The following is a 22741-nucleotide window of genomic DNA, read 5'->3' on the forward strand; positions in this document are numbered from 1 at the left end:
GGCGTATCTCCGTTTCGAACAGGCGCGATCGCGTCCGAAAACCGCTCCTTGGATCCGAGCATCATGTTTTAAGTCTCGCCCGCGTCGCGAGAATAGCATCCGCAATGGCCAACACGTCCCTATTGATTGCGACATTGTGTACGCGGAATATCGCAGCTCCCTGCAATCGCAAGATTGCGCTGGTTGCAGCGGTGCCAACATCGCGATCAGCTGCTTCGCGACCCGTTATAGTGCCGATGAACCGCTTTCGCGAAGTGCCGACTAACAGGGGCAGTTCGAAGCGCAGCAGAGCGTTGAAACGCGCCATGAGCTCCAGATTTTCCTCGGCATTTTCCTTGGCGAAGCCGAAACCAGGATCGAGCACGATCGTCCGTCTGTCTACGCCTGCGGCGGCTGCGATCTCCAGCGAGCGATTGAGAAAGAAAAGCTGGTCATCGATGACATCAGGCAGCTTCTGCCGGTTGCGGCCCGTGTGCATGATGCAGAGACCGGCGCCCGTTTGTGCGGCCACAGCGGCGATGTCAGGCTCGCGCTGCAGGCCGAAGATATCATTGACGATATGGGCACCCGCTCCGATCGCCAGCCGCGCCGTATCGGCGCGGTAGGTATCGACCGAAATCAGGGCATCGGTACTCCCGCGCAGGGCTTCGATGACAGGCAGTACCCGTCCCTGCTCCTCGGTGGCATTGACGGCGACAGCACCCGGCTTGGTCGATTCGCCGCCGATATCGATAATGGCGGCCCCGTCATCGACGCAAGCCAGCGCATGGGCAACGGCCGCATCGACGGCCTCATAATGACCGCCGTCGGAAAAGGAATCTGGCGTCACATTGACGATAGCCATGATGACGCTCTGCCCGCCGACATCGATACTGCGGCCATGCGCGACATGCCAGCTTTGGCTGTGAAGCTCCGTCACGAACTGTCCATCCCATTGAAAAGGAAAAAACCTTGCGCTTGATATTGCGCTCACAGTGGCTATGCCGCAAGGTTTACAGAAGTTCAACATGGTAGCGACACGAATGCCGCTTGCATCCCATAAGTTCAGTCTTTCGTGTGCATTGCTGCTCGCGGTCTGCATACCCGGTGTGGCCGGTGCGGAAGTCATCGCCCGCAAGTCAACTTCCTATTTCGACATCAAGGGAAGCACCGCCGACGAGCTCGATGCAGCCCTGAATCAGCGCGGGCCATTAGCGATAGGCTCAAGCAGCCACCATCCCGGCGCAACCAAGATCCGCTTCGGCGGTAGTGCGACCTACAGCGAATCAAACGGCCGCTGCCATATCTCCAGCGTCAAGGTAACGGTCGATACGGAAATCATCCTGCCGCGCTGGCGGGATCGGCGGGGCGCCAGCAAGCAGCTTTCCGTGATCTGGGATACCCTGACCGGCGATATCCGGCGCCACGAAGACCGGCATGTCGAAATCGCCCGCCAGCATGCGCGGCAGATGGAAAAGCAGATCCTGGCTCTGCCACCCGCCAGCAATTGCGATACGCTGCAGGAACGGGCAAACGCAGTGACATCGCGCGAAACCGAACGGCACGACGCCGATCAGGCACGCTTCGACCGCATAGAAGCGCTCAATTTTTCGAGCCGCATGCAGAGGCTGCTCTACTATCGCAGCCGACAAGGCAATTCGCAGTAGTCCGAAGAGCTGCTCTCAGCGCAAAAAGCGATCGAGTAACGACGGCTGTGGGAAATAGGTCACTATATCCTGTGAATCGTACGATCTCGCTGCTCTTTGAACTTTACGAGAATCTGAAATAGGTTTTTCCTATCAATTATAGAGACAAACGCGCTGGTTGATTCGAAAAAGGCCGGGCGGTTGTCTCGTAAGGATCGATTTCGAGTGCCTGCGTCGGCGGGTCTATTCGCTCTTCGGCGCAGTCGGGTTTGTTTTTCGAAGCATGCGCTAAGTGTTCTCCTGGCGCGTCCTGAAGCCGCAGGTGTTTCCTCCCTTGCCTGTGGTGATGCGCCCGCCTCGCCTCGCTCGCTGCACCGGCTGAGCGGGGCATCTTTTTGCGTGACGAGCGCCTACAGGAGATCTGGCCGAGGAATCGCGCAAGGCGCGTTGGAGCGCTGCCTCAAGCCTGGCGCTCCGGCACATGCACCACAAGCCCGTCAAGCGCGCTCTTCATCTTGATCTGACAGGAAAGCCGCGAGTTCGGACGGACGTCGAATGCAAAATCGAGCATGTCTTCTTCCATGGCTTCCGGGCCGCCGACCTTTTCGGTCCATTCCTCATCGACATAGACATGACAGGTGGCACAGGCACAGGCGCCGCCGCATTCCGCTTCAATACCCGGAACGGAGTTGCGCACTGCATTTTCCATCACGGTGGAGCCCTCGTCGACATTGAGGTCAAAGCGCGTGCCGTCGAAGGCGACGATGGTCAATTTGGTCATGTGGGTGAATTCCGAATTGCTTGAATGAAGGACGATCGGAATTTTACTTCCAACAATTCGCTGGAGCAGTCAACATTTGCGCCGCCGAAACGGATTATCCCGTCTGGCGGCGGAAGACTGGATAAGATTTGCTGTTCGAACGCTTGGCCTAGCGCGAGAGCTTCAAAATGAAGTTCTCGGCCTCGATAACGCTGGCTGTAACCGCTGCCATACGAGCGGCGTCGCCGACGTTGCTTTCGAGCGCTCCGGCCGCATCCGCCACGCGAAAGGCGCCAATGGAGCTGGCAGCCCCCTTCAGCTTGTGCGATGCAGCTTCCATGCGTTTAAAATCGCCGCTGCCAATCTCCTGCAGGCAGGAACGAGCCTGCCTTGCGAACATCTGCAGCACCTCGACTTCCAGCGCCTTATCACCCATCGTCTGCTTTCCGAGATGGACAAGATCGATCGCCCGCTCCCGCGACGGAGCCGCGCCTCGCGAATTGTCCGGAGATTCAAATGCGATGTTCAAAGCTGCCATGTGCCAATGCTCCAGTCTTTTATCTGTGTCTGTTTTAGGAACCTGCCGCATAGTTGCGGCCCGGACATGGCCATCGAGTTAAATTTTGGCACATTAAGGGCTGAAAACTCGGGACATGGTTAACGTGCGTTAAACATGCTCAAAATCTTGGGTTTTCATCGCATTGAACAGCCAAACAGGGTTAATGGCCCCTTAACGATCCACTGGCTTTAAGGTGGAATTAATTGTCATGACTGGGGGAATGTGTCACTACGATACTGGTAAATTGGGTGGATGGCACATGCCTTTGCCCCGGAAGTGGATGATGGTAATGTTTTCATAACATCCGTTTGAAAAACCAGTTATCCACTCTGAATGTAATGGGAAATCCAAGCTCGGTGTTGATCGAAGGCGGAAGACCCCACGGGAGGCAGGGTTCGTCTTTTCCGGACGCGGCGGAATTACCGGAAAAGGCACGGCAAGCCCGAGTGAGTTGTAACGAGGCGTAACCGCATGGCGAACAAAAAGTACATCGAGTCGGTCGAGGACAAGGCCTTTCAGGCATTGGACGAAGCTTTGCAGATCGATTTCAGTGACGAGAGCTTGGAGTCTCGCAGCGGAACTACGCCCGATATCCCGGAGCAAAATGTGTCTGAGCCGCCGAAACAGCCGATAAAGCAGACCAAGGATGATGCCGCCCGCAAGAATGGCGGAGCGCGCAGCGCCGCAGCCCCTGCCACTCCGCCCCGCCCTGCCGAGGCGCCGAAGAATCCGAACCTCGCTGCTGCCAATGACGGCAGCAGGGCAAGTTCCGCAAGCATATTGAGAGCGCTCGACGGAGCCTCGCAGAGCCATGCGGTGCGAAACGCCACGATCTTTTCGCTGTTCTGGATCATCGGCGGCGCCGGCCTCGCGTTCATGCTTTACGGCACCCAGATCAGGAACATTCATTCCATCGCGGATCTTGCCGCCCTTCCGGGCGTCATCGCCTGCATCGTCGGCATTATCGTTCCGGTGCTGCTCTTCTATGCTTTCGGCATGATGATCTCGCGTGCGCACGACATGCGCAATGCAGCGCGCTCCATGGCGGAAGTCGCCCTGCGTCTCGTCGAGCCGGAAACCATTGCTTCCGAGCGCATCATGACGGTCGGTCAGGCCGTTCGCCGCGAAGTCTCGGCGATGAACGAAGGCATCGAGCGCACCATTGCACGCGCAACGGAACTCGAAACCCTCGTCCATTCCGAGGTCAATGCGCTGGAGCGCAGCTACGCCGACAACGAATTGCGCGTGCGCGGCTTGGTCCACGAACTCGGCGCAGAACGTGACGCCATCGTCAATCACGCCGAGCGTATCCGCTCCTCGATCTCAGGCGTGCACGATCAGATCAAGGAAGACCTGTCGCTGGCGACCGAAGAAATCGCCGTACGCCTGTCTACCTCTGGCGAAGCTTTCGCATCGATGATCGATACGCGAGCAGCCGCCTTGATGGAGAAGTCGGATTCTGCGGTCCAGACCCTCGGCACCCTGCTTTCCGCCAAGACCGACAGCCTGCTGCAGAACCTCAACGCTTCAGGCCTCGCTCTCAGCCACGAGTTCGATACCCGTCTTGAATCTCTGTCGTCGACTCTTGCCGACCGCGGCAAGGACCTGCTTGGCCAGTTCGAAACGCGCGCCTCGACGCTCGATGCAAACACCGAAAAGCTGAATTCCGCATTGAACGAACGTGCACGCCAGCTCAACGAAACGCTGGTGGCCCGCACGAAGGAGATCAGCGAAAGCCTCAGCGGCGGCGAGCGGTCCATCACGGGCACGCTGGACAATGTTCTGTCCCGCCTCAACACGGCGCTCGACGAAAAAGGCGCGAGCTTCCGTCAAAGCCTGCAGTCGACAGCCGACGACACCATCATGGATCTCGACCTGCGCTCCGGCTTCTTCGAAGAACGCTTCCAGTCGACGATCGCCCAGCTTTCGACGACCTTCGATGACCGCGTGTCGGAATTCACCTCCGCCTTCGACAAGCGCGCCGGCTCCCTGGACACCAAGCTCTCGGAAAGCCTTGCCCGCATCAATCAGTCGCTCGGCAGCAATTCGGATGCCCTGGAAGGCATCCTGACCTCCAGCATCGAGCGCCTGGGTTCGCATCTCACCGACCAGTCCTTCGCTCTCGCAACGACGCTGGCAACCGGCCAGGAAGTATTGGAAAGCGCGATCGGCTCCAAGGCGAACGAGATCACCTCGGCGCTGCAGAACGCCACGACAGGCATTTCTTCCGCCCTGACCTCGGGCACGAGCGAACTCAACACCACGCTCGCCTCGCATGCCGGTGCCTTCACATCCGCCGTGCAGGGTGTCACGCGCGATGTCTCCGCCGCGCTGCAAAGCGGCACGGAAGAACTCACCTCGGCCTTCACCGGCAGGGCCAACGACATCAACAACACCCTCTCTGCTCGCACCAACGAGATCACGCAGGCTTTGAGCTCTGCCCATGAACGGGTCGATGCCGTGATGGCGGCCCGCAGCAATGCCTTGTTCGGCGCGCTGGCCGATAACCAGTCCCGTTTCGAGCAGACGCTTGCCGAGCGTTCGGAAGCGATTGCCAGCGCCGTCAGCGGTTCCCACGAACATTTGACCGCCGCCCTGGACGAACGCACTTCGATGCTGGCCATTTCGCTGGCCGAAAGCCAGCTGCGCCTCGAAAACACGCTTGCGAGCCGCGCCGACGCGATCACCGGCGTCATGGCCGATACTCACAGCAAGCTGGCCGACACGCTCGACGACAAGACGATGGCGCTTGCTATCGCGCTTTCCGAAAGCCAAGCCCGGCTGGAAGACACGGTTTCCGGCCATGCGGAACACGTCGCCGGCACACTGGACGCCAAGACGACGGAACTTGCACGCGCGCTGGCCGAGGGTCAGGCTCGTCTCGAAAGCACGGTCTCGGGTCACGCCGAAAGCGTCACCAATGCCCTCGACGACAGGACGATGGCGCTCGCCATCGCACTTTCCGAGAGCCAGGCTCGGCTGGAGGAAACCGTCTCCGGTCACGCAGACCGTGTCGCTGACACGTTCGAAGGCAAGGCCAGCGCCCTCGCCGCCGCGCTGACCTCCGGACAGACTCGTCTTGAAGAAACTCTCGCGAACCGCGCCGAGGCCATCATCAAGGCATTTGCAGGCAATCATAATGCCTTGGCCGAAGCGCTGGACGACAGAGCTATGGCGCTCGCCATCGCATTGTCGGAAGCCCAGGCCCGCCTGGAAGATACCGTTTCCGGCCATGCCGATCGCGTTGCCGACACGCTGGACGGCAAGACACGGGCGCTTTCCGATGCGCTGACCTCGGGCCAGTCGCGTCTCGAAGCAACGCTTGCCAATCGCGCCGAGGCGATCACGAATGCGTTCACCAGCAACCACAATGCGCTGGCCGACGCACTGGACGACAAGGCGATGGCTCTTGCCATTTCGCTTTCGGACACCCAGTCACGCCTCGAGGATGCGGTATCCAGCCGTCTCGACGCCCTCTCCGAAACTGTCGCCGGCACTCACGACAAGATCGTCAACAGCCTAGACGACCGGACGATGGCGCTCGCCGTCGCTCTTTCGGAAGGCCATGCGAAGCTGGAAGACACTCTTTCTCACAGCGCCAAGGCTATAGCCCATACCGTCACCAGCGGCCACGAGGCGCTGACCAACACGCTCGACGACAAGAGCATGGCCTTCGCAATCTCGCTTGCAGAAAACCAGAACCGCTTCGAAAGCGCTCTGGAGGAACGCGCCAACGCACTTCTCGACAGCGTCTCCGGTGCTGAGTCCCGCGTTGCCGGAGCCTTTGGCGACAAGGCGGAAGCCATCCGTGCTGCCTATAGCGAAAACCAGGAACGCCTCGACCGCTCGCTCACCGCCCATACGGACACTCTCTCCGAAATGCTCGGCGCCAACAGCGATCGCGTCGAAACCGTTCTCGGCACGACGACCCGCCAGCTGGAGAACACGCTCGGCGCCGGTCTGTCGCAGATGGATCAGAACCTCGCCTCGGCCTATGAGCGTATGCGCTCCACGCTGGAAGACCGTAGCAATGCGATCAACCTTGCCCTGCGCGATGCCCACGCGCAGATCGACAACACGCTGATGGAACAGACGACCGCCATCGGCACCTCGATTGCCACCAGCGCCAGCATGCTGGAAATGTCGCTCGAGGACCGTGAGGCTTCGCTGCGCCAGACCATCGACGCCAGCGCGAGGACGCTGGAAGAGCGCCTGAACAGCGGTGCGGGCGACATTGCCGGCCGTATCCAGCAGGCCGCCGGCGATATCGCACGCTCAGCCGAAACCTTCTCATCCAACCTCAACCAGTCGATCGACGGCATGACGAACCGCTTTGCCGAGACCGGTTCGCGCGTCGAAGCGAGCCTTTCGGCGCTCGAAAATCGCATCAACGAAGGCGTCACTGGCGTTGCCGCCCAGGTCGATATCGCCGGCAACCGCCTCTCCGATACGCTGGCGAGTGGCGCGGCAAAGATCGACGACAGCGGCAGCCAGGCAGCTGCTCGCATCGAAGAGCGCCTTTCGACCATGGATCGCGCTCTCAATCTCGGCCTCGAAGCGGTCAACCGCACGATCGAAGGCAAGGCTGCCAATCTTGCAACGACGCTGCGCACGGCCGTTGCCGACGCCGCGCAGGGCATGGACACGGAAGCAACCCGCACGGCCGAATTGCTCGCCAATACCGGCCAGCAATTCGCCGAGAACCTCGGCAGCCATAGCGATGCCTTTACGCGTGCCATGAGCGAGCGCTCCGACGAGCTCGTCAACCGCGTCTCGGAAACGCAGAACCGGCTGGCAAGCCAGGCTGCGGCCGTCGCCCAGACCTTCTCGGAAGCAGGCAACGCGATCGTCAACAAGGTTGCCGAAGCCGAAGGCCTCGTCAGCAGCCAGGTCAATACGATCTCGCAGGCGCTCTCTTCGGCCGAACAGTCGCTGGAAGCCCGCGGCGCGGCCATCCGCAACACGCTTACCGGCGGCAGCGAGCAAATCGCCTCCACCATGGCGCAGGTCGAGCGCGCGCTCGACGAGCGCAGCACGGCGATCCGCAGCTCTCTGGAGGAACGCGCCCGCGAAATCGACAGCACGCTTGCCGATGTCGACAAGGCCCTGGAAGCCCGTGGCTCCTCCATCCGCACCTCGCTCGACGAGCGCACGCGCGAGCTGAATTCGATGCTGGCTGGGCGCTCCACCGAACTCTCGCGCCTCATCGACGAAAAGGCTCGCCCGATCGTCGATCGCTATGCCGCAACGGGTCAGGAGGCGGCCGCTCTCATCACGGCGGCAGCTCAGGAAAGCACGGAACGTCTGCGCGCTGAAAATGCCGCGCTCATCAATGCGATCTCGTCGCGCACTGAGCACGCCGTCAACACGGTCAGCACACTCGAAAACAACCTGCTTGCGAGCGTCAACGGCATCATCGCCCGCCTGGCGGACAACAACTCGGCGATCGCCGGACTGCTGTCCAATGCCGCAAGCGAATTCGCAAACGTCGATGACCGCCTCATGGCAACCTCGTCGCGCTTCGCCGAATCCGCCGCGAAGGCCGGCGAGATGGTCTCGGCCTCCAGCCGCCTTCTCGAAGGCAAGGTCGACAAGCTGTCTGAGATTACCGGCCAGACCTTGTCGCAGGTTGGCAGCATCGTCGGTCGTTTCGACGATCACTCCAAGGTGCTGACACAAGCATCCCAGCTCCTTGGCGCTGCCCAGTCGAACCTCGTATCGACGCTGGAAGAGCGCGAGACGGCATTGCAGAACCTGGCCGTCGGCCTCGTTCAGCGCTCGGAAGAAATCGAGAACACCATGCGCGCCCTCGGCTCGATGGTGGAAACGGCCTTCGACCGGGCGGAACAGCGGTCCAACCAGGTGACCGGCAACCTCCGCCAGAGCGTGCAGTCTTCCTTCGGCGATATCGGCCGCGTTCTCTCAGACGCCGAGAAGCGCGCCGAAGATGCGGCGGAAAACATGCGCACTGCATTGCAGAAGGCGGGCGAAGAAGCCAATCAGGCTGTCGAGAATACATTCGCCAATGCCGAGCGCCGCTCCAGCGATCTCACCAATCGACTGCGCGGCGGCCTCACGGCCTCGCTGTCCGAGGTCGAGCAGATGCTCGCCGACGCCGGCAAGACCTCGGATACCGCTGCCCAACAGCTGCGGGAGACCCTGCGCGTTGCGGTCGATGACGCGATCGGCCGCTTCGCCGGCGCGACGGATGAGATCCGCCGCTCGGCAGGCGATATCCGCCGCGAGCTTGACCTCACCCGGAACGAACTGAAGCGCGGTGCCTTCGATCTTCCGGAAGAAGCAAAGGAGAGCGCTGCAGCAATGCGTCGCGCCGTTGCCGAACAGATCAAGGCCCTGCAGGACATCTCGCAGATTGTCGGCCGCTCGACGCAGCAGCTGGAGATTTCCGAGCCGACCGCTCGCGCGCTGGCCGAATCACAGCCTGCTCCACGGCCGCAGCCCGCCGTATCTGCCCCGCGGCCGCAACAACCTGCTCCGCAGCAACCGGCGCCACAGCCGCCGGTCGCCCAGCAGCCCGTACAGCGCCCGGCACCACAGCCGCAGCAGCCTTCGATCGAGTCCCTCGGCTTGCGTGGATCACTCCCTGCCGAGCGACCGGTAGCGCAGCCGCAGCGTCCGGCGGAAACAGCAGCCCCTGCTCGCCAGGAAGCGGCCGGTGGCGGCTGGATCAGCGATCTGCTGCGTGGCGCGTCGCGCGATGAAAATGCCGGTCTGCAGCCGGCCCGCCAACCGGCACCAAAAGCCCCGGCGGAACAGGCTCCTGCTCCCGCCGCACGCAACCCACGCCATGTCGTGGAGTCGCTGAACTCGCTTTCGGTCGATATCGCCCGCGCCATCGATCATGACGCCTCGGTCGATCTCTGGCGCCGTTACCAGCGCGGCGAACGTGACGTGTTCACCCGCCGGCTCTATACGCTCAAGGGTCAGCAGACTTTCGACGAGATCAAGCGCAAATATGACCGTGAGCCGGAATTCCGTACCGCAGTCGATCGCTACATCGCCGATTTCGAAAAGCTGCTGGCCGATGTCGCGCGTACCGATCGCGATCGCACCGTCACGCAATCCTATCTCACGTCCGATACCGGCAAGGTCTACACGATGCTGGCCCACGCAGCCGGCCGCCTGAACTGAGATTGATAGATAAGAGACGAACGCTCGATCCCCGGCAGAGATGCCGGGGATTTTTGTTTCAAGCTGCTCCATAAGTTTTGGGCACGAAAAGGGCGGCTCTCGGCCGCCCTTGGTTTGCTTGGTGGTAGCTCCATCCGGCCTACCTGGCTTCATGCACCTTCGAAATCAAACCGCTGGTAATGCCGACGAGGAGAAAGCTGTTCTTGAGGCGAACCCAGTGATAGCCGCGCGGAGGCGTGGATAGCTGAAAGGCGCGATAGTCGATTTCCGTGGCGCGGCGGCGGTCGGAGGCCGACAGGCGGCGCCCCTTGACCCATCCGCCCTTGCGGATAACGACCTTCTTCTTCACCGCCTCTTTTTGAACAACGGCCTGCTTGCCGGCGGGAGCCGGCTTGACCTGCGCTGTCGCAGCCAGCGGCATACCGAGGACGGATGCAGCAAGAAGGACAGTGAAGATTTTTCTCATTGGTTGTTTCCTCATTTCAGAATCTGCACGCGAACTTACCGTGACAGACATGAAACGCATCTGACAGTCGAATTACAATTCCGTAATAGAGTGAGAACAGCGGCCGGCTTTACAGCCCACCGCCGGAAGTCATCACCTCTCACAGTTCATCGTAGTTGAACCAGTCGAAATCCGCTGTCTTTGCCCGGCCTGAGAGGTCGAAGGCAAACATGCCCACGAAGGCACCGGTGAATGAGCCGTGTTCGCCACGCCCGCCCTCATCCGAGATGACGCCGGCATCGAGCACTGGCCCGATCGCCTGCCATGCGCCCATGCCTTCGGCTTGCCAGAAAAACTGCAGGTCGTTGTTCCGCACTTCCATGGCAAGCTGGATCCGCCCATCCGGCACGGCGACGCCGCCCTCGATCGGAAAGCTCAGGCGGCCATTCGGATAATCGCCCGGGCAGGTCATGATGGTGACGCAGCGGCCGAGCTTCTCGTGCAGGGTCACGGCAATGGCATGCAGCTTGAAGCGATTGTAGTAGTGCGTCAGGCCCGCAACCTGCTGATAGGTGTCGGGCTCGAAATCGACGACCGTTTCAGCGCGGAAACTGTGATGTTCCTGGCGGCGGGCAACGAGCGATTGCTCGAACCAGGAACCGATGCTCTCGCGGGCGATAAGCCGCAAATGGCCGGGTCGCTCCATCACGCTGAAGATGCGTTCCGGTTGCGGCGTCCGCAGCCACTGAAAATCCATCGGCAGTCTGCCTTCGTCGAAATTATAACCGCTACGGCGTGGCTTATCCACCGGTACGGCACCGTTCAAGCCTACGACATTGACATCGGGAACACTGGTGCCGTTTTCGAGATAGAGCCAGCCATCCTCTTTCCAAACACATTTCTGCAGGGACGTTTCCCGACCGAGCGTACAGCGACGATGCGGAGGCAAAGGCCGCCCACAAAGATGCGTATGGTAGAAGTGGCCATCATGGGTCTCGACATACTGGCCATGGCCCGCACGTTGCAGCGCCGCCTCCGGATGATCCTTCGAGGTGATCAGATGCTTGTTCGGATGTAGTTCGTATGGCCCAGCAATGTCGCGGGATCGCGCCATGGTTACGGCATGATCGTACCCCGTGCCTCCTTCAGCCGTGGTCAGATAGTACCAACCGTTCCGCTTGAAGAGATGCGGCCCTTCGACCAGCCCCAGCTCGGTGCCGGCAAAAATGTTCCTGATCGGCCCCTTCAACGATTTCGTCGCCGGATCCCATTCCTGCAGCAGGATACCGTCGAAAGCCGGCGTTTTCGGCGAGCCGCCATAGCTCTCGGTGCGATGGTTCCATTGCATGTTGACGAACCACTTGCGGCCGTCATCGTCGTGGAACAGGGATGGATCGAAACCGGAGGAATTGACATAGGCCGGCTCGGACCATTCGCCTTCGATGGTTGGCGAGGTCACGATGTAGTTATGAGCGTCCTTGAAGTTGCCGTCATAGCGCTTGACGTCGGTATAGACGAGCCAGAACAGCCCATCCGCATAGGAGAGACAAGGTGCCCAGATGCCGCAGCTGTCGGGTTCGCCGCGCATGTCGAGCTGCGAAGCCCGCTCCAGCGGCCGTCGAACCAGGGTCCAGTTCACGAGATCGCGCGAATGATGGATCTGCACGCCCGGATACCATTCGAATGTCGAGGTGGCGATATAGTAGTCTTCGCCCACGCGGCAGATGGATGGATCGGGATTGAAGCCCGGCAGGATCGGATTGCGGATCATGAAACTCTCTCCTCCAGAGACCACGACATCAGGCGATGTGCGGTCATACAAATGAGACGCCCGGAACCAGGTCCCGGGCGTCTTATGATGATCAGTCGCGTTCAGCCGACTTGGCCCAGAGATTGATATCAGCCTCCTTGGCATAGACATCGATCTGCTTCAGCTCTTCGGCCGTGAAGTCGAGATTATCAAGCGCCTTGACGCAATCGACGATCTGCGACGAACGGCTGGCGCCGATCAGAGCCGACGTGATGCGGCCGCCGCGCAGAACCCAGGCGATCGCCATTTGTGCCAACGTCTGGCCGCGCTTTTCGGCGATCTCGTTCAGCTTTTTGATGTTGTCGATGATCGACGGGCGGATGAAGTCGCGCTTCAGGAAGTGGTTCTGTGCCGCACGGCTGTCTTCCGGAATACCGCCGAGATACTTGGTCGAGAGCATGCCCTGAGCGAGCGGCGAGAAGACGATTGATCCGATGCCGAGGTCTTCGAGCGTATCGACCAGACCGTCATCCTCGACCCAGCGGTTGAGCATGGAATAGCTCGGCTGATGGATCAGGCATGGCGTGCCGAGGTCCTTGAGGATGGCGGCAGCCTCACGCGTACGCTGCGAGTTGTAGGAGGAAATGCCGACATAAAGTGCCCTGCCCGAGCGGACGATATGGTCGAGCGCGCCGCAGGTCTCCTCGAGCGGCGTATCCGGATCGAAGCGGTGGGAATAGAAGATATCGACATAGTCGAGGCCCATACGCTTCAGGCTCTGATCGCAGGAGGCGATCAGATATTTGCGGCTGCCCCATTCGCCATAGGGACCCGGCCACATATCGTAGCCGGCTTTGGAGGAGATGATAAGCTCGTCGCGCAAGCCGGCAAAATCGGTGCGCAGAATCTCGCCGAACGCGGTCTCGGCGCTGCCGGGAGGCGGTCCGTAATTGTTGGCGAGGTCGAAATGGGTGATACCGAGGTCGAAGGCCGTGCGGCACATGTCGACCTTGCGGTCATGCGGCGTGTCGCCGCCGAAATTGTGCCAGAGCCCCAGCGAGACCGCCGGCAGCTTGAGACCGGAACGGCCGGTCCTGTTGTATTTCATTTTTGAATAGCGATCGGATGCCGGTTGCCAGGCCATAGTGGAATTCCTTCGAGATGAAAAAGCGCGCGGGTTGGTTACCCGCGCGCAAATTAGCTCTTCCTGCGCCTACTTCAAGAGCGCCTGAGCCTCTTCGATGCCGAGCGCTGCCGGCTGCGTGCAGGTGGTCGTTAGATCGATGAAACGGCCTTCTTCACCGGATTTCAGGATCGAGGTCATGACATCGACGCCATGCAGGGTGCGATCAAGCGAGCAACGGGCATCGCGGCCGTCGATCAGCGAGGCCGCCATGTCGGCAAGCCCGGCCGTGCGATAGTTGGCGCGGGCACCGTTCGGGCTTTCCTGATTGACGATACCGAAAGGATGCGCCCAGTTTTCCAACGGCTTGATGTCCTTGTCGCGGCCGCTTGCCTCGACGGTTCCGCCGAAGAAGTTCGGATCGGGCACGTAGAGCGAGCCATCGGTGCCGTAGAGCTCCATATTGGCATGGCGGTGCGACCACACATCCCAGCTCGCCGTCAGCGTGATCCGGGCGCCGCTAACGAATTCCAGCAGCGCCTGGATCGTCGTCGGGGTCTTCACCGGAATGATATCGCCATTGCGCGGCTGGCTGGTGATGGTGCGGGTCGGCGATGCCATGGAGGTCATCGCGCCAACACGCCTCACCGGTCCGATCAGGTTGATGAGGTTGGCGACGTAGTAAGGGCCGAGATCGAGGATCGGGCCGCCGCCAGGCAGGAAGAAGAAGTCCGGGTTCGGATGCCACATTTCCATGCCCGGGCTCATCACATAGCATGCGCCCGAAGTGACGCGCCCGATACCGCCGTCATCGATGAATTTGCGGGCGAGCTGGTGCGCACCACCGAGGAAGGTGTCTGGAGCGCAGCCGACTGCCAGACCCTTTTCCTTGGCGATGCGACGGAGCTCCTCACCCTGCTCCAGCGTCAGCACGAGCGGCTTTTCGGAGTAGACGTGCTTGCCCGCTTCGAGGATGCGCTTGGAAACCGGGAAATGCGCGTCCGGGATGGTCAGGTTAACGATGACGTCCAGCTCGTCATTGGCGAGCAGTTCGTCGATGGTCTGGGCCTTGACCTTGTATTCCTCGGCGCGCGCCCGCGCCGCATCCATGTTGATATCTGCGCAAGCCAGCACCTTCAGACCCTTGAAGAGCGGTGCGAGCGAGAAATAAGTGGTTGAGATGTTGCCGCATCCGATGATGCCGACGCCAAGTTCCTTAGCCATGTGGAAATGCCTCAAAAGCTCTTGAAGGATGCGATGGAGCGCGTGATCAGGCGATCGACATCGCTCGGATTGTCATGTTCGACGACGAAGTGCTTGACCTTGGTGCCGGCGAGCGCCTTGAGCAGCTTTGCCCACGGAACGGTGCCGTGCCCAACATCGGCCCAGCCATCTTCATTCTTGTTTTCGCCGACCGGCGCAATGTCCTTGACGTGAACGGCCGTGATGCGCGGACCGAGCTTTTCGATCCAGGCGAAGGGATCGCCGCCGCCGCGGATGACCCAGGCGATATCGGCTTCCCAGGAAATATCCGGTGCGCCCTCGAAAATCTGCTCGATCGGCAGCGAGCCATCAGCCTGCTTGACGAATTCGAAATCATGGTTGTGCCAGCCGAATTCGAAGCCTGCATCCTTGTAAGGCTTGCTCATTTCATGCAGGCGCTTGCCGAAGGCGAGCCAGCCGGCGGCATCCTTCGGGCGCTGGTCGGCGCCGATATGGGGCGCATAAATCGAATCCATGCCCAGGGTCTTGGCGATCGCGAGCGACTTCTGCACCTCGCCGTCGAGGAAATCCGGGCCGAAATGGCCGCTTGCCATCCGCAAGCCGTTCTTGTCGAGTTCGGCGCGCAGGTTCTTGAGGCCGGTCTCATCAAGATCGGCATAGATACCGCCGAAGCCTTCGACTTCGGCATAGCCGGCCTTGCCGAGCTTTACGAAGATCTCCGAATAGGGCTGGAAATTGCGAGCGCTGTAGAGCTGAAATCCAAGTTTCGTCATCAATAGTCCTCCAATGGCCTTCCGGCCGTCTGTTTTGGGGCTTGGGGCCCCGAAAGCGCCGCCACTGCGGCGCAATAGCTCAATCCATCAGCCGGCCGTTCGCCGCTTAGCTGTCCACCGACTGGCTGGATTGCAGATCGTAGATGCGGAATTCGGGCACGCCGCTTGCGAGCGGCTTGGCCGGCGTGAAGACGACGCGGCGGCTTTCGCCGGCGGCAAGATCGAAGGCGTTGTCGGAATAACGCCCTTCCGCCTCGCTCTCGATCATCACGAACAGCGCAAGTCCCCTTGCGGTGACGGTGAGTTCCACGGTCCCGTTTTCCTCTTTCTCCTCCCGCAGCACCGTCAGGCCGGCGGGCTGAAGCTCAAGCGCCTTGTAGGTGCCGTGGACATAGTGCCCCTCGCCGCCCATGCCGTTCGATGCGGTGAAGCGCCACGCCAGCAGACAATCGGTGGGAACCTGATCCGCATCGATCGACAACGCCGTGACGGCGGCATCCGGCGTGCAGACGGCATGCGCCATCGTCAGCGGCATGCGCTCACCATCAAGCTTAAGCAGCGATACGGAAATATCGACCACCACATCGGCATTGGTGTCGTTGACCAGAGAGAAGCGGATCGTCTTATTGTCGTCCGAAGGAATTGCCGCAACGGATACAGGCTGAAAGAAGCGCCGGACCAGATAATGCATCACCTTCCATCGGCCGCCGTAATCGAGACTGGACCACGAGGCCACCGGCCAGGTGTCGTTGAGCTGCCAGTAAATAGTGCCCATGCAATGCGGCTTCAGCGATCGCCAATATTCCACCGCCGTCTTGATGGCGAGGCCCTGCTGGACCTGGCTCAGATAGACGAAATTCGGGAAATCCTTGGGAAAGCGGAAATAGCGGAACATCGTGCCGGCAATGCGCTCGTTGCCGCCGGCATTCTTCTGGTGCAGTTCCATGACCGGAGAGGCGATATTCATATCCTTCGCCTCGGCATAGGTCTTGATGACAGGCAGCGAGGTATAGGACTGGAAGCCGAACTCCGAGCAGAAGCGCGGCCGCACGGACCGATAATTGTCGAAGGACTTGTTCTCGTGCCAGACCGACCAATAATGCATGTCGCCGGAGCCATCGGCGTGCCAGGCGTCGCCGAAATTGAGATAGCCCGAAGCCGGGCTCGATGGCCACCAGATCGCATCCGGCAGCGCCTTCTTCATCGCCGTCTCGATTGTCCTGTTCAGGCGATCGTAGGAGACGAGATAGCGGTCGCGATCTTTGCGGGATTCTTCGAACCAGGTGAGCGCACCCACCAGCTCATTGTCGCCGCACCAGAGAACGATGGAGGGATGCGTCGCAAGCCGGCGCACCTGATAGCCCACCTCCTCCTCGACATTCTCCAGGAAGTCGCTCGTCGAGGGATAGAGATTGCAGGCAAACATGAAGTCCTGCCACACCATCAGACCCAGGCGATCGCAGGTGTCGTAGAACCAGTCATGCTCATAGAAGCCGCCGCCCCATACACGGATCGCATTCATATTGGCATCGACGGCCGATTGCAGCAGATCCTCGGTCGCGGCCGGATTGGAGCGTGAGAACAGGGCATCGGCCGGGATCCAATTGGCCCCACGGGCAAATATCTCGCGACCGTTGATCTTCAACGCGAAACGGCTGCCAGCCTCGTCCTCGTCGGTAATCAACTCGACCGTGCGCAGGCCGATCTGCCGCGTGACGGTTTCGAAATTGGTTTCCACCGACAAAGCATAGAGTGCCTGCTCGCCATTGCCTGCCGGCCACCAAAGCTTAGGCTTGTCGATATGGAAGAAATGGGTGATCGACGTCTCGCCGGCGTTGACGCCGACATCGAGGCGAACCCGCTCGTCATCAAGCGAGAAATAAAGCTGCGCGATCCCCGTTCCCTTGGCAAATAGCGCCACCGTCACCTTGAGATCGACCGAGCCGTCGTCATTGTGAATCTGCTGGGTGACGACATTTTCGATGCGGGCTATTTCGAGCTTCTTCAGCGCGATGGTGCCATAGAGGCCAAGCGGTGCAATCGCAATGTTCCAATCCCAGCCGAAATGGCATTGCGGTTTGCGCAGCATGTTACCGTTCGGGATCGGCGAATTGCCGGTGCTGTAGGGAATGTAGAAAGGCTGCTTCGCCTGCAGGGCAGCACCAGCCGAAATGCTCGAATGCAGGACGATGCGAATGGTGTTCGTACCCGTCTTCAGCACTTTCGAGACGTCGGGGCGATAACGCTGAAAACAGTTATTGCCCTCCAGCACCAACGCATCGTTGACGTAGACGCTGGCGACCGTGTCGAGATAATCGATATCGAGATACCAGTCTCCGCCGGCATCATCGAGTACGAAGCTGCGCGTCAGCTCCCAGTCCTGCTTGGCGACCCACTGCACGACCTCTTCGTTCCGCGCAAAATAAGGATCGGGAATAAGCCCCCCCGCATAGAGCGCGGAATGGACATCACCGGGCAGAGACATAGACAGAGAATGATCGCTGTCGGGGGACGTCAGCCTCCACGATCCCGCGAGATCGACGGTGAGGCTATCATTGATGGAAGAAGACATCGGACCTCCTCGGACCGCTGCAAAGAAGGAGGCGGCTGAGCCGCCTCCGGGCATGGGATCATATTCTGAGTTCTGTCTGCGCATCGAAGAGCGATGCGACAGACATATCGAAGCCAAGCTTTACGGCCGAACCGGGGCCAAAGCGCCTCGCGCCATTGACGCGAACCGACATGGTATGACCGGCATGCTTCAACCAGAGCAGATTATCGGCACCCATCGGCTCTTCGATGTCGACCGTGGCATCGTGAATTTCGGCACCTAACGCGGTCGCTTCATTGACCTTGATATGCTCAGGACGAACTCCCAGCACAACCTTGCGGCCGACCTCCAGAGCCTCGCCGGCCTTGTAGCCGTCGAGAGAAAACAGCACGTTATTGGTCGCGAACACGACCTTGCCTTCGCGGTTTACCAGTTCGCCCTTGAGGAAATTCATCGACGGCGAGCCGATGAAACCTGCAACGAAGAGATTGCGCGGCTCATTGTAGATCGTCGTGGGATCATCGAGCTGCATGATGACGCCGTTCTTCATGATCGCGATGCGATCGGCGAGCGTCAGCGCCTCGATCTGGTCATGGGTCACGTAGATCATGGTATTCTTCAGCGACTGATGCAGCCGCTTGATTTCGACGCGCAGCTCCGAGCGCAGCTTGGCATCGAGGTTCGAGAGCGGCTCGTCGAACAAGAACACATCGACGTCGCGCACCAAGGCGCGGCCGATCGCGACGCGCTGGCGCTGACCGCCCGAAAGCTCGGCCGGCTTGCGCTTCAGAAGCGGCTGGATCTGCAGGATCTCGGCAGCCCGCGCGATGCGCTTGTTGATCTCGTCCTGCGGCACCTTGGCAACGCGCAGGCCGAAGGACAGGTTCTTCTCGACCGTCATCTGCGGGTAGAGGGCATAGGACTGGAACACCATGCCGATGCCGCGATCCTTAGGCTCTTCCCAGGTGACGTTCTTGTTCTTGATGAAAATCTGCCCCTCGGTGATATCGAGCAGGCCGGCAATGCAATTCAACAAAGTCGATTTGCCACAGCCCGACGAACCGAGAAGCACCAGGAATTCACCGTCATTGATCTCGAGGTTGAGGTTCTTCAGAACGGTGACCGCGCCAAAATCGAGCGAGAGGTCTTTGATGGAAACGCTACTGTTCATGGATCACCCCTTCACTGCGCCGGCGGCGATGCCGCGGACGAAGAGTCGCCCGGACACGAAATAGACGATAAGTGGAACAAGACCGGTGAGGATCGTTGCCGCCATGTTGACGTTGTATTCCTTCACGCCCTGGACGGAATTGACGATATTGTTGAGCTGGACGGTCATTGGATAATATTCGGGCCTGGTGAAGACGACGCCGAACAGGAAGTCGTTCCAGATGCCTGTGACCTGCAGGATCATGGCAACGACGAAGATCGGCAATGACATGGGCAGCATGATGCGCAGGAAAATCTGCCAGAAGCCGGCGCCATCGATGCGCGCGGCCTTGAAAAGCTCTACCGGCAGCGATGCGAAATAGTTCCGGAACAACAGCGTCAGGATCGGCATGCCGAAGATGCTGTGCACCAGGATAAGTCCGGTCAGCGTACCGTAGATGCCGATTTCGCGTAGCACGATGACGATCGGATAGATCATCACCTGATACGGTATGAACGCCCCGATCACCAGGATCGAAAAGAACAGATCGGCTCCCTTGAAGCGCCAATTGGCAAGCGCATAGCCGTTGACCGAGGCAATCGCGATCGACAGGATCGTCGACGGCACGGTGATGCGCACGGAATTCCAGAAGCCGCGGGAAAGGCCGTCACAATTGAGGCCCGTACAAGCCGTTGCCCAGGCCTTCACCCATGGTTCGAAAGTGATTTCGAGCGGCGGCGAAAAGATGTTGCCGAGCCGGATTTCAGGCATCCCTTTCAGCGACGTGACGATCATCACATATAGCGGCAACAGGTAATAGGCCGCGGCGACGAAGAGCGTACCGTAGAGCATGATATTGCGGCCGGAAATCACCCGCCGCGGCTTGCGGCCACTCGGTCCGGAGAGCGTCTTCTCCGTCAAGGCGGCACCGCCGTTTACATTCTTGAGAGTAACAGGATTAGACACGTTTGCGCCCTCCGCCGAATTCCAGATAAGCCCAGGGGATGACGATGATCGCGACGGTCACCAGCATCATGGTGGAAGCAGCAAACCCTTGACCGAGGTTCTGCGCCTGGAACATGTAGTCGTAGACGTATTTCGCCGGGACTTCCGACGCGATGCCAGGTCCGCCGCTCGTTTGCGCGACGACGAGGTCGTACACTTTGACGATACCGCTGGCGATGATGACCAGTGTGGTGATGAAGACGGGGCGCATCATCGGAATGACGATGAAAACATAGGTCCGCCACATCGGAATCCCGTCCACGCGCGCCGCTTTCCAGATATCTTCGTCAATGCCGCGCAGGCCTGCGAGCATCAGGCACATCACGAGCCCCGTACCCTGCCAAAGAGCTGCTATCAGCACACCGTAGATGACAATGCTCGGGGTATAGAGCGGATCGAAAGTAAATGTCGTCCAACCGAGCGAGCGCACCACGGACTGGATGCCGAATTCGGGGTTAAGCAGCCACTGCCAGACGAGGCCGGTGACGATGAAGGAGAGAGCGAAGGGATAAAGAAAAATCGTGCGGAAGGTGTTTTCGAACCGGATCTTCTGGTCCATCAGCGCAGCCAGCACGAAGCCGATGACGAGACTGAAGATCATGGAAAAAATGCCGTAAACGGCAAGATTCTCAATGGACACGACCCAGCGCGGCGCCGCCCACAAACGGTGGTATTGGTCCAGCCCGACGAAGCTGAGACGTGGCAGCAGCTTTGAATTGGTGAAGGAATAAACCACTGTCCAGATCGTGCCGCCGAGGAAGATGACGACGGCCGTCAGGATCATTGGAATGGATGCAATCTTCGAATTCAGATTGCGCAGAAATTGATTTGGCCGGCCGGCTTTCGCATGACCCGTCATTGTAGCTCCTTCTAACGCGCGATTGCTTCGACGATCAGGAACTCTGGGCCATGACCCGATCTCGGTTCCTGTCGCTCCCTCCTCATCCACGGCCGAACGTCACGTCCCTGTGGGTCCGCCGCCTAAGGGCGCCGTAGCCAGCCGGATCACAGGACGTGTCCCGGCCGTGATACCGACCCGCAACGCGAGGCCGGCATCACTACAGCGAGAAGATAGAGATCAATCAGCAGCAGCGATGATCTCGACAAAGCGTTTCTGGGCAGCTTCCGGCGTCATCGAAGGATTGGCGAAGAACTCGGAGAATAGATCTTCTTTCTGCTTCTGGCTGTCGGCAGAAAGAAGCTGGTCCGTGCCCTGGATCACGTTACCCTTCTTCAGAATTTCCAAGCCCTTCTTCATGCAGTCGTTGGCTGCTGTGAGGTCCACGTCGCCGCGCACCGGCAGCGAACCCTTCTTCAGGTTGAAGGCAACCTGGGTCTTCGGATCGAGAAGCGTCTTCGCGAGCGCATCCTGAGCCTTCGACTTGGCCTCATCCTTCAGCAGCGGGAAGTAGAATGCGTCGCCGCCTGTGGAAATGACTTCATTGACACCGAGGCCGGGAAGGCAGGTATAGTCCGTGCCGGCCTTCTGGCCTGCCAAGGCGAACTCACCCTGTGCCCAGTCTCCCATGATCTGGCCGCCGGCCTTGCCGGTGATGACCAAGTTCGTGGCCTGGTTCCAATCCTGAACGTTGGAGCCCTTGGACATCTTGCGTGCGTCATCGGCAGCCTTGAAGACCTTGGCAATCTCCGGTCCGGCAGCGACTTTCGCATCCTTGTCCTTGAACACTTTCTCGAAATTATCCTTGCCGGCGATGGCGACCATCAAAACGTCAAAGGCACCTGCCGCCTGCCATGGCTGGCCACCGACAGCGAGCGGAACGATGCCTGCCTTTTCCAGCGCAGGAGCGGCGGCAACGAATTCATCCCAATTCTTCGGAACCGGAACACCGGCCTTCTTGAAAGCAGCATTCGAAAGCCAGAGCCACTGCCAGGAATGGATATTGACCGGCGCGCAATAGATCTTGCCGTTGATCGTGCAGGAATCAAGCAGGCTCGACGGACGGATGATGTCCTTCCAATGCTCCTGCGTCGCGACGTCGGTCAGATCGCGCATCAGGCCGGCCTGCACCAACTCCTCGGCCTGACGACCGTGGTTGAACTGGGTGGCACCCATGGGATCGCCGCCGGTGATGCGGCTGATCATGATCGGACGAGCAGTGCCGCCCGAGCCGGCGATCGCACCATCGACCCAATGATTACCGGTCGCGTCGAACGCCTTTGCCAATTCCGCCACGGCGGCAGCTTCACCACCGGAAGTCCACCAATGCGTTACCTCAAGATCAGTTGCCTTGGCCGCACCAAGCGGCAATGCAACTGAAGCGGCCAGCACAGCGGCCATCAAACGAATATTCATGAGTTCTCCTCCCTCACTGAAACGTTGCCGGAAAAACGTAGTCGAATCATTTTCAACGCGCAACCGCTCGCTCACAAATTTTTTCAGCAGGCTCAAATATAGCACCTCGAATTATATACCTTCTTTCGAATAAGCCAAAACGCCTGCCATTCATCCCACCATTCGCAAGGATCTGGAAAATTTAAGCTGCTGATTATATTTATTTATTTTTAACATCATCAGCCGAACACCTGAAACCTTCTCGAGTATCTGCAAATTTTGGAAAAAGGATGCGGATTGAACCGTCGCATATATTAGTTTTCTCGACATG

Annotated in this window: 15 protein-coding genes; 2 read left to right on the forward strand and 13 right to left on the reverse strand. The window is 59.7% G+C overall.

Annotated elements, in window-relative coordinates; genetic code table 11:
- Window positions 1–61: 61 nt before the first annotated feature.
- Complete coding sequence (gene folP / locus FHX05_RS02400) at window positions 62–844, reverse strand: dihydropteroate synthase (protein ID WP_210294818.1); 783 nt, start codon at window positions 842–844, stop codon at window positions 62–64.
- A 178-nt stretch (window positions 845–1022) separates the two neighbouring features.
- Here folP and FHX05_RS02405 point away from each other — a divergent pair, with 178 nt between their 5' ends.
- Window positions 1023–1646 carry a DUF922 domain-containing protein gene (locus tag FHX05_RS02405; protein WP_183871171.1) on the forward strand — a complete coding sequence of 208 codons (624 nt, stop codon included), beginning with the start codon at window positions 1023–1025 and terminating at the stop codon, window positions 1644–1646.
- 439 nt (window positions 1647–2085) lie between these two features.
- Here FHX05_RS02405 and FHX05_RS02410 read toward each other — a convergent pair whose 3' ends face one another.
- A complete protein-coding gene (locus FHX05_RS02410; RefSeq protein WP_015340086.1) occupies window positions 2086–2406 on the reverse strand; it encodes a 2Fe-2S iron-sulfur cluster-binding protein in 321 nt (106 codons plus the stop codon).
- A gap of 148 nt (window positions 2407–2554) precedes the next feature.
- Window positions 2555–2923 carry an Hpt domain-containing protein gene (locus tag FHX05_RS02415; RefSeq protein WP_112606362.1) on the reverse strand — a complete coding sequence of 123 codons (369 nt, stop codon included), beginning with the start codon at window positions 2921–2923 and terminating at the stop codon, window positions 2555–2557.
- Between the two features lie 492 nt (window positions 2924–3415).
- Here FHX05_RS02415 and FHX05_RS02420 point away from each other — a divergent pair, with 492 nt between their 5' ends.
- Window positions 3416–10096, forward strand: a complete 6681-nt coding sequence (locus FHX05_RS02420; protein WP_183870560.1) for a hypothetical protein — start codon at window positions 3416–3418, stop codon at window positions 10094–10096.
- A 139-nt stretch (window positions 10097–10235) separates the two neighbouring features.
- Here the strand turns inward: FHX05_RS02420 and FHX05_RS02425 are convergent, their stop codons facing one another.
- From FHX05_RS02425 to FHX05_RS02470, 10 genes are all read right to left on the reverse strand, one after another.
- Window positions 10236–10562 carry an RcnB family protein gene (locus tag FHX05_RS02425; protein WP_112398361.1) on the reverse strand — a complete coding sequence of 109 codons (327 nt, stop codon included), beginning with the start codon at window positions 10560–10562 and terminating at the stop codon, window positions 10236–10238.
- Between the two features lie 139 nt (window positions 10563–10701).
- The gene (locus FHX05_RS02430; RefSeq protein WP_183870561.1) at window positions 10702–12312 is read right to left on the reverse strand and encodes a glycoside hydrolase family 43 protein; all 1611 of its coding nucleotides are present in this window, start codon (window positions 12310–12312) and stop codon (window positions 10702–10704) included.
- Between the two features lie 91 nt (window positions 12313–12403).
- Complete coding sequence (mgrA, locus tag FHX05_RS02435) at window positions 12404–13435, reverse strand: L-glyceraldehyde 3-phosphate reductase (RefSeq protein WP_183870562.1); 1032 nt, start codon at window positions 13433–13435, stop codon at window positions 12404–12406.
- Between the two features lie 69 nt (window positions 13436–13504).
- Window positions 13505–14638, reverse strand: coding sequence for a Gfo/Idh/MocA family oxidoreductase (locus FHX05_RS02440; RefSeq protein WP_183870563.1), 1134 nt, complete (start codon window positions 14636–14638; stop codon window positions 13505–13507).
- Between the two features lie 11 nt (window positions 14639–14649).
- Window positions 14650–15411, reverse strand: a complete 762-nt coding sequence (locus FHX05_RS02445; RefSeq protein ID WP_183870564.1) for a sugar phosphate isomerase/epimerase — start codon at window positions 15409–15411, stop codon at window positions 14650–14652.
- A gap of 106 nt (window positions 15412–15517) precedes the next feature.
- Window positions 15518–17983, reverse strand: coding sequence for a glycoside hydrolase family 2 protein (locus FHX05_RS02450; protein ID WP_183870565.1), 2466 nt, complete (start codon window positions 17981–17983; stop codon window positions 15518–15520).
- A 58-nt stretch (window positions 17984–18041) separates the two neighbouring features.
- The gene (locus tag FHX05_RS02455; RefSeq protein WP_183870566.1) at window positions 18042–19133 is read right to left on the reverse strand and encodes an ABC transporter ATP-binding protein; all 1092 of its coding nucleotides are present in this window, start codon (window positions 19131–19133) and stop codon (window positions 18042–18044) included.
- Between the two features lie 3 nt (window positions 19134–19136).
- A complete protein-coding gene (locus FHX05_RS02460) occupies window positions 19137–20033 on the reverse strand; it encodes a carbohydrate ABC transporter permease (protein WP_210293569.1) in 897 nt (298 codons plus the stop codon).
- 37 nt (window positions 20034–20070) lie between these two features.
- Window positions 20071–20976, reverse strand: a complete 906-nt coding sequence (locus FHX05_RS02465) for a sugar ABC transporter permease (protein ID WP_183870567.1) — start codon at window positions 20974–20976, stop codon at window positions 20071–20073.
- A gap of 219 nt (window positions 20977–21195) precedes the next feature.
- Window positions 21196–22431, reverse strand: a complete 1236-nt coding sequence (locus FHX05_RS02470; protein ID WP_015340098.1) for an ABC transporter substrate-binding protein — start codon at window positions 22429–22431, stop codon at window positions 21196–21198.
- Window positions 22432–22741: the final 310 nt, after the last annotated feature.

Source organism: Rhizobium sp. BK491, from assembly GCF_014194925.1.
Taxonomy (GTDB): Bacteria; Pseudomonadota; Alphaproteobacteria; order Rhizobiales; family Rhizobiaceae; genus Rhizobium.